The sequence below is a fragment of the Komagataeibacter xylinus NBRC 15237 genome, assembly GCF_001571345.1.
Lineage (GTDB): Bacteria > Pseudomonadota > Alphaproteobacteria > Acetobacterales > Acetobacteraceae > Komagataeibacter > Komagataeibacter xylinus.
The window spans coordinates 1-11,244 of the sequence record NZ_BCTP01000064.1; the positions used below are offsets into that span (position 1 = coordinate 1).

At 62.9% G+C, this 11,244-nt stretch carries 14 protein-coding genes; 6 read left to right on the forward strand and 8 right to left on the reverse strand.

Features of this window, described 5'->3' with window-relative positions; all coding sequences use genetic code 11:
- The 3 genes from GXY01S_RS18780 to hpxZ form a co-directional block, all read left to right on the forward strand.
- Positions 1–221 (forward strand): hypothetical protein (locus GXY01S_RS18780; protein ID WP_218003168.1); only part of this gene is annotated, 221 nt, incomplete at its 5' end.
- 88 nt (positions 222–309) lie between these two features.
- The gene (locus tag GXY01S_RS15240; RefSeq protein WP_061276484.1) at positions 310–762 is read left to right on the forward strand and encodes a hypothetical protein; all 453 of its coding nucleotides are present in this window, start codon (positions 310–312) and stop codon (positions 760–762) included.
- A 28-nt stretch (positions 763–790) separates the two neighbouring features.
- Positions 791–1,180: an oxalurate catabolism protein HpxZ gene (gene hpxZ, locus GXY01S_RS15245; protein WP_061276487.1), complete on the forward strand. Its 390-nt coding sequence runs from the start codon at positions 791–793 to the stop codon at positions 1,178–1,180.
- A gap of 1 nt (position 1,181) precedes the next feature.
- Here hpxZ and GXY01S_RS15250 read toward each other — a convergent pair whose 3' ends face one another.
- Positions 1,182–2,006 carry a hydroxyethylthiazole kinase gene (locus GXY01S_RS15250; protein ID WP_061276489.1) on the reverse strand — a complete coding sequence of 275 codons (825 nt, stop codon included), beginning with the start codon at positions 2,004–2,006 and terminating at the stop codon, positions 1,182–1,184.
- A 168-nt stretch (positions 2,007–2,174) separates the two neighbouring features.
- Between GXY01S_RS15250 and GXY01S_RS15255 the strand changes: the two genes are divergently transcribed.
- Positions 2,175–2,672, forward strand: coding sequence for a hypothetical protein (locus tag GXY01S_RS15255; protein WP_174520985.1), 498 nt, complete (start codon positions 2,175–2,177; stop codon positions 2,670–2,672).
- A gap of 135 nt (positions 2,673–2,807) precedes the next feature.
- Here GXY01S_RS15255 and GXY01S_RS15260 read toward each other — a convergent pair whose 3' ends face one another.
- Positions 2,808–4,508 (reverse strand): thiamine pyrophosphate-binding protein, encoded by a 1,701-nt coding sequence (locus GXY01S_RS15260; RefSeq protein WP_061276491.1) that lies wholly within the window; start codon positions 4,506–4,508, stop codon positions 2,808–2,810.
- Between the two features lie 303 nt (positions 4,509–4,811).
- Between GXY01S_RS15260 and GXY01S_RS15265 the strand changes: the two genes are divergently transcribed.
- The gene (locus GXY01S_RS15265) at positions 4,812–5,285 is read left to right on the forward strand and encodes a hypothetical protein (RefSeq protein ID WP_255210467.1); all 474 of its coding nucleotides are present in this window, start codon (positions 4,812–4,814) and stop codon (positions 5,283–5,285) included.
- 190 nt (positions 5,286–5,475) lie between these two features.
- Here the strand turns inward: GXY01S_RS15265 and glk are convergent, their stop codons facing one another.
- The gene (gene glk / locus GXY01S_RS15270) at positions 5,476–6,450 is read right to left on the reverse strand and encodes a glucokinase (RefSeq protein ID WP_061276492.1); all 975 of its coding nucleotides are present in this window, start codon (positions 6,448–6,450) and stop codon (positions 5,476–5,478) included.
- 258 nt (positions 6,451–6,708) lie between these two features.
- Positions 6,709–7,506, reverse strand: a complete 798-nt coding sequence (locus tag GXY01S_RS15275; RefSeq protein WP_061276495.1) for an SDR family NAD(P)-dependent oxidoreductase — start codon at positions 7,504–7,506, stop codon at positions 6,709–6,711.
- A 156-nt stretch (positions 7,507–7,662) separates the two neighbouring features.
- Between GXY01S_RS15275 and GXY01S_RS15280 the strand changes: the two genes are divergently transcribed.
- On the forward strand, positions 7,663–8,823 hold the full coding sequence (locus tag GXY01S_RS15280; protein ID WP_061276497.1) for a hypothetical protein: 1,161 nt from the start codon (positions 7,663–7,665) through the stop codon (positions 8,821–8,823).
- Between the two features lie 94 nt (positions 8,824–8,917).
- Here the strand turns inward: GXY01S_RS15280 and thiL are convergent, their stop codons facing one another.
- From thiL to GXY01S_RS17480, 4 genes are all read right to left on the reverse strand, one after another.
- Positions 8,918–9,895, reverse strand: coding sequence for a thiamine-phosphate kinase (gene thiL, locus GXY01S_RS15285; RefSeq protein ID WP_061276499.1), 978 nt, complete (start codon positions 9,893–9,895; stop codon positions 8,918–8,920).
- Positions 9,896–9,916: 21 nt separating this feature from the next.
- Positions 9,917–10,462 carry a transcription antitermination factor NusB gene (gene nusB, locus GXY01S_RS15290; RefSeq protein ID WP_061276501.1) on the reverse strand — a complete coding sequence of 182 codons (546 nt, stop codon included), beginning with the start codon at positions 10,460–10,462 and terminating at the stop codon, positions 9,917–9,919.
- Positions 10,463–10,534: 72 nt separating this feature from the next.
- The gene (gene nrdR / locus GXY01S_RS15295; RefSeq protein WP_061276503.1) at positions 10,535–11,041 is read right to left on the reverse strand and encodes a transcriptional regulator NrdR; all 507 of its coding nucleotides are present in this window, start codon (positions 11,039–11,041) and stop codon (positions 10,535–10,537) included.
- A 48-nt stretch (positions 11,042–11,089) separates the two neighbouring features.
- Positions 11,090–11,244, reverse strand: a 155-nt coding sequence (locus GXY01S_RS17480; RefSeq protein ID WP_156470335.1) for an HRDC domain-containing protein, incomplete at its 5' end; no start/stop codon positions are given.

Sequence of the window (11,244 nt, forward strand, 5' to 3'; positions counted from 1 at the left end):
AACCTAGCAAATCTAGCGGAGAAGCTCAAGAAGTTTCCTCAGCGCCGCCGGTGATTGGGGATATAGGACCACCACCCACAACCGTCAATTGGAAAAATGCGGCCAAAGCGAAAAAACACGTCCCTGCATACGGGCATATGTCGGAAAAACGGCATCAGACTGCGGATTGCGAGCCAAAAAAAACAATCTGCAAAAACATGCTTCCTCCATCCATGGCATAAATCCTATCCATTTAAGGCAGGCGCAAAGCGACATGTTTTGAGACATACCGCCTGAATTAGTGTCATTCATTGCAAAAAGCAGGGTCTCATGACGAATCAATCCCCCAAATCTTCCCTCGTGAGCGAGGTCAATGAGCGCGTTGCCGTGCGCATGACCATCATATTCGGCAGCATCTGGTGCGTTTACGGCTTTCTGGTTTTTTCGCTCATTCCGCTTGCCGCGCCTGCATGGCAGAACACGCTGCTCTATATAAGCAACTGCATCCAGCTTGTTGCCCTGCCCGCGCTGATGGTGGGCAACGCGGTTCTGAGCCGGGGGGCGGACCAGCGCGCGGCGGAAGACCACGCGGCGCTGATAGAAATTCTTAATGATGTGCGTGACGAGGTAACCGAACTGAAAACGGTCATCAACGACCTCAGCCGCAAAACGGATGAAGTCGCCAATCGCCCGCCGTCGGAAGTGGTGTCGATTTCCGATGAGGCTGTTATCAACGTGACGGATGAAGCGCCGCATACCACTCCGCCTGCCCCCGCATCCTGACCAGTCATATCCATTGAGGGAGAACCGCATGCCTCCGGAACTGAATCGCAGTGAAATCGTGGCAGAACTGACCGCCATGTCCGACCGCTACGAACGTGCATTGGGTGAAAACGACATCCCTGAACTCGACATCCTGTTCTATCACGGACCAGAAACGGTGCGGTATGGCGTGGGCGAGACGCTCTATGGGTATGACGAGATTGCCGCTTTCCGCCGCAACCGCACGGGCGGCTCGCCGCCACGCGACATGCTGCGGCGGCACATCACCGCCATTGGCACGGATCTGGGCACGGTTGACCTGGAATTCCGCCGCCATGGCGGTGAACGCATCGGGCGGCAGAGCCAGACATGGGTGCGCATGCCCGATGGCTGGAAGATCATAGCGGCACATGTCTCTCTCATGGCCGATATTTCCTGATTTAGTCGTCCGCCCTAGCCTGTAGCTGCGCCAGGGCATCAACAAACCCCGTGGCAAAGGAGGCTGGCCCCTGCGCGGGTCCGGCCGCCATTTCCGCCGCGCGGGCATACAGGGCATGCACGGCGGCAACGGTTGTCAGCCGCTCGCCCGGATGCGGTGTCACCGCAAGGCCCGCAGCAATCAGGCCACCGAGGGCGCAGCCTGCGCCGGTTACGGCTGTCAGCCAGCGATGGCCGCCCGGTATGATGATCTGCCGACCATCAGGGGAAAGGACATGATCCTCCGCCCCGCTGATGGCCACGATCGCGCCCGAGCTGCGCGCCAGCGCCTGCCCCGACGGCACGGCCTGCGTGATCGAGGCTGTTGTCTCCACACCGCGCGCGGTGGCAGCGCCGCCTGCCAGCGCCATGATCTCGCTGGCATTGCCACGAATGACAGCAGGCCTGCATGCCGCCATGCGCCGAATGATGGCATCATAATCCGCAGCCCCTGCACCCATGGCCACGGGGTCGAGCACCCACGGCACGCCTGCCGTGTTGGCCGCATCGATTGCGGCCAGCATGTCGTGCTCTGTCGCGTTGATCAGCCCCGCCGCGTTCACCCATAGCCCACCGGCCTGCGCCCCGAAGGCCGCAGGCCAGCCCGGTGCCGCCCCGATGGCGGGAGCCGCCCCTGCGGCAAGCAGCACGTTGGCGCTGAGGGCAGCGGCGACATAATTCGTCAGGCCATAAACAAAAGGCGCATGCGCGCGGATGCGCCGAAGGGCAGGCCCGCAATCAGGACTGTCATGCTGCATGCGGCGCGGGGCATATGTTACAGGATGCATCTGAGTGTTTCCTTCCCTTCCTGTCATGCAGGCAGAGGGCATGAAACAGACAGGGGTTGCCTTTTGATGATAATCAACTGAAAAACAAAGGACGAACCCGGTCAACCATGCCGGAGCCCAGTGACGACCTTCATGCTCCCAGCCAGCCTATCGTAACAGGAACATATCGTGCGCCCAGCTCTTCTTTCCGCCCCCGTCCTTTTTGCAGCAGGACTACTGGCCGCCCCTTCCGCCTGGGCGGCTGACGCGCTGGGCCAGCCAACGGCTTCACTGTGCTTTCGCCTGCATGACGCCGCTCTTGCCGGTGGCTATTCATGGGGCAAGGGGCGGCTTTATTTTGGCGGCCATTCCTACCCGGTCAAGATCACGGGCGGTGGCGCCGTGGGAATCGGCTACAGCACGCTGCGGGGCGAAGGAAAGGTCTATAACCTCGCCCGCCTGTCCGACATCAATGGCACGTACTGGTCGGTGCGGGCCGAGGGCACGATTGGCCGGGGCCGCAACGTGGCCGTGCTTGATAACAACCACGGCGTCGATATCAAGGCGAGCATGCATACGAGTGGCGCGCATCTGGCGGCGGCCGTCATGCGCCTGACCCTGAAGGTCAATCCTGGTGGCGAGCGGGCCGAGGCCATGCCCGCTTCCTGCACCTTCCCCATTCGCTAAGAGCGTATTTCAAAACAACACATTGATAAAAACGATAAAAGTTTTTGGGTGCCGCCTTTTTGAAAAAAGCTTCACCAAAAACTTTTATCCGTTCAGGGTATTATTGGGTTTGCCCTTGCAAAAGTCCCTTGCCCGCTAGACCGTACTGATCACGATCTCGACGAGGTTGGGCCGCCCCGACGCCATGGCGGCCTCAATGGCCGGGGCAATATCGGCTGCCCGCGTGATCTGCCGGGCCTCGAGCCCGTATGAAGTCGCCATCGCCTGATAATCAATGGGCGGATCGCGCAGATCCATCGCCAGAAAATTCCCCTGCCGGGCCGAGACATAATGCGTCTGCCCGCGCATGAAGCCCTTGAGCACGTTATATTCGCGGTTGTTCATCACCACGAATGTCACGGGCAACTGCTCATGCGCCGCAGTCCAGATCGCCTGCGGGGAATAAAGGGCCGCGCCATCGCCCACAAGGCAGACCACCGGCTCGCGCCCCAGCCCGAGCGAGGCCCCCACCGCAGCGGGCATGCCCCAGCCCAGCGCGCCGCCACGCAGGAAGGAATACTGCGCCGCCCAGTCGCTGTTGAGGAACATGCGCGTGTAGGACGACGTGGCAATCGCCTCATCCACAATGGCCACCTGCGGGCCAATGGCGCGCACGGCCTCGTAGGCGGCAACGCACGGCGCAATGACCGCATCACCCTGATGGGCCGCCACCATCTCTTCGGCCTCGATGCGCCTGCGGGCGCGGGCCGCCACGACATTTTCACGCGCGGCGACATGGGCCGCACGACAGGGTTCGGTCTCGCGCTGCAATAGCGGCAGCAGCACATCGAGCGAGGCACGGATATTGCCCACGAGGGAGAGCGGCGTCTGGAACGTGCGGCCAAGGTCACGCGCATCGGCCGAGACCTGATACACCGCGCAGCCCGGTGGCACGGGCGAGCCTTCGGAATAGAGGATGGTAATGAGCGACTTGCCGCCAAGCGCGAAAATCGCATCATAATCTGCAAGACGGCTGGCAATGTCGGTCGCGCGCGTGGGCATGTTGCCTGCCCAGAGCGGGCACGACGTGGCGAACGGAATGCGCGAGGGCCACGACGCGCCATAAACCGGCGCGCCCAGCATGTCGGCCACGGCGGCGACCTGTGCTGCGGCACCCGCCCCATGCACCTCATCGCCCGCGATGATGGCCAGCCGCCCCGGCGTGATGGCCGCCAGTGCGCGGGCCAGTTCGGGCAGGCCACCGGCTATGGCCTCGCGGTTGATGACAGAGGGCCTGCCGATGTCGATGTCGCTGGCCTCCTCCATCACATCCATGGGCAGCGACAGAAAAACCGGCCCCGAGGGAGCTGCCATCGAATCGTTGAAGGCACGGCGCACCAGCACGGGCAACTGGTCGGCATGCAGCACTTCCTGCGCCCATTTGACGGCAGGGGTGGCGATGCTGACCAGATCGCCAAACAGCAGCGGGTCGGAAATGGTATGTCGCGAATCCTGCTGGCCCGCCGTCACCACCAGCGGTGTCTGCGATACGCTGGCATTGAGCAGGTTGCCCATGCCATGCCCCAGCCCGCCCGCCGTGTGCAGGTTGAGAAAGCCGGGGCGGCCTGCCGCCTGCGCATAGCCATCGGCCATGGCCACCACGCTCGCCTCCTGCAGGGCCAGGATGTATTTCAGGTCCGGGCGGCGCTGAAGGGCATCAATCAGGGGGAGTTCCGTCGTGCCGGGATTGCCAAAAATATAGCGAACCCCTTCACTTTCCAGAATTTCCAGAAGGATATCGGCGCCACGACGCCCTCCCGTTCCCCGTGCCGCGACCTCAAGCGGTGTAATGGCCATGCTGTTCCCTGCCTGCTTTGAAGGTGTGGGTCATGGCACCACGTTTCGGGGGGCGGGTCCAGCAGCAGCGGGGAAAGCCGGCGTCAATTTTTATCTTGCTAATAATAATGATTATCATTATCAAGGATACAACCCGTGGGTCACCCGACAGATTCCCAACCGTCGATTTCCCAACCCTCCCCACGGAAACTTACGGCATCACCTGCACCCGGGTGATGCCGTTTTTTATGGAAGCCCGGCACTGCGTGCATCTTGTGATTGACCCCCCGCCACAACCCGAAGATGATACATGCTTACGCATCCATGAAAGTATGCCCCTTGCCTGCCGACAGTCCCGCGCCACTGACTGCCCAGACAACCGCCCATGGCGCGCAGGCGGATCCTGACCCGGCACTTCCCGCCCTAATCGAGACCCTGCGCCATGATGGCATCATTACTGCCCGCCAGGTCGAGGCGGCACGGTTCTGGGCCACGGATTACCGGATTGGCGTGATGGGGCTTGAAGACCCCCTGTTTGACCGGACATCGCTCGGCCTGTCGCGCCGCCCGCTCAACGGGCGGAGCGGGTCGATCAACCGGTATCGGTATATTCACGATATTATCGGGGCCCGTTACGAGCGCGTGCTCATTGCCGCGATGATTGATCAGCGCCCCCTGCCCGAACTCGCCCGCCATGCCCGGCATGACCCGCAGCATATGGGGCAGGTACTTACGCTGCTGCTGGATTTCCTGACCCGGCATTACGATGCGATGCCCGGCCATCTGTGGCGCGGCTGAAATCATGGAAGTTTTTTTCAGAAAGCTTCGGAAGACATCGCCTTTTTAAAAAAGGCGATACCCGAAAAACTTTTCTTTTTTATCAATGGTTTGTTTTTAAATAATCTTCCAAAAAAAATGCCGCCTTTTTTTGCAAAAAGGCGGCATCAGGAAGTCTGTTTTTATAAAACAGCCATTTTCAAACAGGCTGTCAGTCCTGGCGGTAAGCCTCGGCAAAGGCTGCGGCCGCACCAAGCAGACCGGGCTGCGGATAGGTGATCAGCTTCACCGGCATGTCCGACATCATGCCCTCGAACCGGCCCTTGGCCACGAAGCGTTCGGCAAAGCCGGAATTGGGCAGGTGCTTGGCCAGGCGCAGCCCGAGACCACCCGCAATCACCACGGCACTGCCGCCCTGCGCCAGCGCAAGGTCGCCCGCCACGGTGCCCAGGCTGAGGCAGAACCGCTCGAGGGCAGCGGCGGCCACGGGGTCGGAACCTTCCAGCGCCATGGTCCACAGGGCCTTGTCATCACGCGCCTTGACCGAAAGCTCCCCCATCTCGGCAATCGCCTCATACAGGTTCAGAAGGCCCGGCCCGGACACCACGCGCTCGACCGACACGCGACGATAACGGCGGCGCAGCACGGTCAGGATCCGGTCTTCCAGCGGGTCGAGCGGCGAGAAATCGATATGCCCGCCCTCGGTCTCGCACACGAAGTAACCCTTCTTGCGCCGCACGATGTAAGCCGAGCCCAGCCCCGTGCCCGGCCCCACCACGGTGGTCACGCCTTCCTCGGGCAACGGAACGTCAGGCCCGCAGATATGCTGGAGGCTGTCCGCGCCCACCTGTGCCACGGCATGGGCCACCGCGCCGAAGTCATTGACCAGGATCAGTTCGTCCACCCCCAGCTTGACCGGCAGCCACGCAGGCTGGATCACCCACGGGTTGTTGGTCAGCTTGAGGATATCGCCCTTGATCGGGCACGCCACGGCAATGCCTGCCGCCTTGGGCAGCGGGCGGTCGACCACGCGGGCAAAGGCTTCCCACGCCAGTTGCAGGCTGGCGTGATCGGCACATTTCAGGGTCGTGGCCTCCCCCAGCGTGACGACACGGCCCTGGTCCACCTGGGCAATGGCGAACCGCGCATGGGTTCCACCAATGTCAACTGCTACGATCTCTTTCATGTCCGGTCACGCTCCGTGGCCATACGGCAGCTTGCTGCCCACATCATTGTAATAAAAATGGCCTGCAAGTGTGCCTGCCCCCGGCATTGCATGCAACAGGCAGATGAATTTGAGGCTTCGCAGGCCCGTGGGTTCACGTCTCGGATATGAAAAAAGACCAGCCGGGTCGGCATTTCATTGATCGAGGTCACAAAATGGCCATAATCGCCGCGATCAGGACTAAAATACATTTTATTATGCCCTGTGCACGGCTGGAAATCAGTCCGTCTGGTCCGCCCTGATGGCGGAAAGGATGCGCCGCTTGAGCGGCCACGGCACCAATGTATCGATCAGCCGCAGCACCGAGAACACGAACGGAAAGACCAGATGGGGCTGGTTACGCGCCACCGCGCGCGCAATGCGGCGGGCAGCAGATGGCGCGCTCTGCAAGAAGGGCTTGGCGCCCACCACCCGGCGGCTCATGGGCGTATCGACAAACCCCGGCGAGACCAGCGTCACCCCGATGCCCAAAGGGGCGAGGGCCATCTGCTGGGCCTCGGCAAAGCGCTTGAGCCCTGCCTTGGAGCCGGAATAGGCCGCAGCAAACGGCAGCGCATGAAACGCCGCGACCGAACTGAGCATGACGATATGCCCCCGCCCGCGCGGCACCATGCATTCGGCCGCCGCCGCCGCCATGGCGGAAGGGGTGGCGTAATTGACCAGCCCCAGCCGCAGCACGTCCTCCGCCTTTTCCACCACGTCATCGCTGCGGCGCATGTCGCCAAGGCCCGCGGCGAGGATGGCGATGCCAATGGGGTGGGCCGCATCATCGGCGCGCAGGGCCGCGATGGCGGCAGCTCCATCGGCCAGGTCGAGCACGCGGGTCTGGACCGCCACGCCGCAACCACGCGCGCGCGCCGCCACCGCATCAAGCCGCTCCGCATCGCGCCCCCACAGCACAAGCGGGCGCCCCTGGGCTGCATAGAGCCATGCCAGTTCCGCTCCTATCCCGCTCGAGGCCCCCGTAATCAGCACGTATCGACCTTCATCCGTGCGTGATGCAGAGCTTACTGTCATTGTCCATCTTCCTTTTCAGGGTCCATCTGTGCCATGAGCACAACAACAGGACGGACCACCGAATCATTTCTTTCAACCCATGCCTGCATAGCCTGCCCCGTTTTGCCACGGAATGAAGGTCGATGCCGGTAATGTTCAGGATGCAACGAACCGGTCATGAACGAAACCGATAGTCTTACTATCATACCCGTTTCCGGTTTTCGTCAGATGACCACCTTCATCCAGTTGCCCCGCCACCTCTATGCGGGGCTGCCAGGCTACGTGCCGCCGCTCGACCTGACCCAGCGCGACCTGCTCACCCCGCGCAAGAACTCTTTTTTCCGCAACGGGCGGGCACAGTATTTTCTCGCCATGCGCGGCGGGCGGGCCGTGGGCCGCATCTCGGCGCAGATCGATCCGGTCTCGATGGAGCATTATGGCGAGCCGATCGGCTTCTTTGGCGCGTTCGATGCGATTGACGACCTTGAGGTGGTGTCTGCCCTGCTTGATGCCGCTGGCACCTGGCTGCGCCAGCGCGGCATGAAGACCATGCGCGGCCCCCAGACGCTCGACAGCAATGGCGAGTTCGGGCTGATGCTTGAAGGCCACCACGCCCTGCCCATGGTGGCCATGCCGTGGCACCCCAAATGGCTGCCCGGCATGATGGATGCCTGCGGCTGCACCAAGGTGCGCGACCTCGTGGCCTACCAGATGCACACCGGGCCTGATGCGGAGGACGCCCATCTCGTGCCCGCCAGCCTGCGGCTGGGCGAAGGCAGGCTGGGCAATGTCACCACGCGCGGCCTGCGCATGGACCGCATCAAGGAAGATGGCGAGATCCTGCGCGCGCTTTACAATGATGCCTGGCGCAATAACTGGGGCTCGATCCCGCTGGCGCGCGAAGACATCGAATCCATGATCGTGGAGATGAAGCCCCTGCTCAAGCCCGAGCATTTCGTGCTGATCGAGCAGGCGGGCAAGCCTGTGTGCGTGGCGCTGGTGGTGCCCAACGTGTTCGACATCTCGGCTGACCTGAATGGCGCCCCCTCGCCTCTGGGCTGGCTCAAGCTGGGCAAGCGGCTGCTGCGCCACGAGTTCCATTCGGCCCGCGTGATCCTGCTTGGCGTGAGTTCCGTGCTTGATGGCACGGCCCTTGGCGCGATCATGCCGGCCCTTGCCATTACCGAACTCATGAAGCGTGGCCGCAGCCTGCCCTACCGCACCATCGAGCTGGGCTGGGTGCTGGAAACCAATACGTCGATGCGCCGCCTGATCGAGCGCATCACGCCCGAGCCGTGCAAACGCTACCGGGTGTATGACCGCCCCCTGGAAGAATAAGGGAGAATAAAAGTTTCGGGGTGATGCCCTTTTTCAAAAAGACAGCGTTCCCTGAGGTTTTTGAAAAAAGCTTCACCAAAAACTTTCTTCTGTTTCAGGGCTGGACGTGGCTCCAGCCCCGACGGGCCAGCTTTATGTCCCGCCCTGCTTCATCACGCACCTGCACGCCGCTCCCTGGCACGATCTGGCCAATACGGGTCACGGCAACATCCACGCGGGCCGCATGGGCCAGCAGGCTGGCTTCCCGCGCGGGGGGCACGGCCAGCAGCAGTTCATAATCATCGCCGCCTGTCAGGCATTGCGTCAGCCATGTGGGGCCGAGCGCGCGCACGGCAGGTGAAAGCGGCACCCATGGGGCTTCGATGATGGCGCCCACCCCGCTCTCGCGTGCCATGTGCCCCAGGTCCTGCACCAGCCCGTCCGACACATCCATGCCTGCCGAGGCAACGCCCCCCAGTTCAAGCCCCAGCCGCGGGCATGGCAACTGATAGCGGCTGGCCAGAAAGCCATCGGGGTCGAGCACCTGCCCCTGCCGGGCCAGCAGGCCCATGGCGCCATCGCCAATCGTGCCGGTCACCCACAGGCCGTCACCCTCCCGTGCGGTATTGCGCCGCAGCGCCATGCCGGGCGCCACATGCCCCAGTATGGTGAGCGAAAGCACCAGCGGGCCTGACGTGGCGGTGGTATCGCCACCCAGCAGGGTAATGGCAAAATGCTGCTGGTCCTGCGCAAGGCCCGCTGCAAAACCGGCAAACCACGCCTCATCACGCGCAGGTGGCATGGAAACGGTCAGCAGGTAGCCCAGAGGCGTTGCATCCATGGCCGCAAGGTCGGACAGGTTGCAGCGCAGCAGTTTGCGGCCAATGGTGTGCGACGGGTCATCAGGCAGGAAATGCACGCCCTCGACCATGGCGTCCGCCGCAACGACAAGCTGCCGGCCCGCAGGGGGCGTGAACACGGCGGCGTCATCGCGCAGGTCCAGCGCGCCATCGCCCGCCAGCGGGCGGAACACGCGGGCAATAAAGCCGAATTCGGCTGGAAGGCCATTCTCCTCGGCGCGATCCGGTGCCATGGCCGCCCTCCTTACCCCGCTTCAGGAAACCGGGCTGTCGGGTGCTTCATCAACGACGTCCTGCGCCGCCTCGGCCGGGGCTGCGGGTGCCGGTTCGTTCACGCGGCGCGATAGCACATCGAGCACGCCGTTGAGCATGCGCGGCTCGTCACCGGCCAGGAAGCCGTGGCCGATATCCATGTATTCATTGATGATGACGCGCGCGGGTGCCGGGTCGGCCGCCAGCATCTCGCCACCTGCCGCATGCATGATGGCACGCAGCACCGGGTCAAGGCGGCCCAGCGGCCACGAGGCGGGCAGGATCTCGTGCAGCAGCGCGTCGATGCGCTCCTGCCCGGCGATGGCCCCGCGCACCACAATGCCGAACAGCCGCGCATCGGCCTCGGGCACCTGGCCTTCGGCATATTCGGACCCGGCCCCACCCAGCCGGTGGCGGTTGAACTGGTTGATGACCTGCTCGGCCCCTTCATGCCCCTGCTCGATCTGGAACAGGGCCTGCACCGCTGCCACGCGCGAAGCGGTGCGGGAACGGACCTTGGGCTGCCGGTCGCCGTCTGTCTGTGTCATGGCGCGTTACTCCTGCTGTGGCGTTGCTGCAAAATCACGGCTTCATCGCCTCTTTGGGCGGCGGGGTCCAGTTCAATCTTTGTCTTTCGGGCCGGAAGGCGGAAAGTCGTCGCTGCTCCCGCCCGGCCCGGCGGTTGAAATTGTGGCCAGAATATCAGCAAAATCCTTGGTTTCACGGAAATCCCAATGCACGCTGGCAAAGCGGATATAGGCGACCGAATCAATTTCGCGCAGCGTTTCCATGACCAGCCGCCCGATATCGCGCGAGGAGATGTCCGTCTCCCCCATCGCCTCAAGCCTGCGCACCAGTCCGGTGACGATCCGCTCGATCCGCTCGGCATCAACCGGGCGCTTGCGCAGGGCAACCTTGACCGAGCGCGCCAGCTTGTCGCGCTCGAAGGGCACGCGCCGCGCATCGGCCTTGATCACGACCAGATCACGCAACTGCACGCGCTCGATGGTGGTGAAGCGCTGCCCGCATGAGCCACAGATGCGCCTGCGGCGGATGGCCGCCCCATCTTCATGCGGGCGGCTGTCCTTTACCTGTGTGTCATCATGTCCGCAAAAAGGGCAACGCATGGGCAAGCTGTTCCTGATCTGGGGGCAAAATGGCGGCCGGGGGTGGTCTCAGGCCCCGGTCTGCGCCAGCACAGCGAGCACCGCCTCGCCATAGCGGGCCAGCTTCGAGCCGCCCACGCCACGGATCATGCCAAGCTCATCAAGCGAGGTCGGGCGCTCAAGGGCAATATCATGCAGCACCGCATCATGAAAAATGACATAGC

What these genes read in the sequence shown, in the direction of transcription:
- hpxZ (WP_061276487.1), top strand. Translation starts at nt 791, where the DNA reads ATGCCTCCGGAACTGAATCGCAGTGAAATCGTGGCAGAACTGACCGCC.
- GXY01S_RS15250 (WP_061276489.1), bottom strand. Translation starts at nt 2,006, where the DNA reads ATGCATCCTGTAACATATGCCCCGCGCCGCATGCAGCATGACAGTCCT.
- GXY01S_RS15265 (WP_255210467.1), top strand. Translation starts at nt 4,812, where the DNA reads ATGAAAGTATGCCCCTTGCCTGCCGACAGTCCCGCGCCACTGACTGCC.
- nusB (WP_061276501.1), bottom strand. Translation starts at nt 10,462, where the DNA reads ATGACACAGACAGACGGCGACCGGCAGCCCAAGGTCCGTTCCCGCACC.
- GXY01S_RS15280 (WP_061276497.1), top strand. Translation starts at nt 7,663, where the DNA reads ATGAACGAAACCGATAGTCTTACTATCATACCCGTTTCCGGTTTTCGT.
- GXY01S_RS15240 (WP_061276484.1), top strand. Translation starts at nt 310, where the DNA reads ATGACGAATCAATCCCCCAAATCTTCCCTCGTGAGCGAGGTCAATGAG.
- nrdR (WP_061276503.1), bottom strand. Translation starts at nt 11,041, where the DNA reads ATGCGTTGCCCTTTTTGCGGACATGATGACACACAGGTAAAGGACAGC.
- GXY01S_RS15275 (WP_061276495.1), bottom strand. Translation starts at nt 7,506, where the DNA reads ATGACAGTAAGCTCTGCATCACGCACGGATGAAGGTCGATACGTGCTG.
- glk (WP_061276492.1), bottom strand. Translation starts at nt 6,450, where the DNA reads ATGAAAGAGATCGTAGCAGTTGACATTGGTGGAACCCATGCGCGGTTC.
- GXY01S_RS15260 (WP_061276491.1), bottom strand. Translation starts at nt 4,508, where the DNA reads ATGGCCATTACACCGCTTGAGGTCGCGGCACGGGGAACGGGAGGGCGT.
- thiL (WP_061276499.1), bottom strand. Translation starts at nt 9,895, where the DNA reads ATGGCACCGGATCGCGCCGAGGAGAATGGCCTTCCAGCCGAATTCGGC.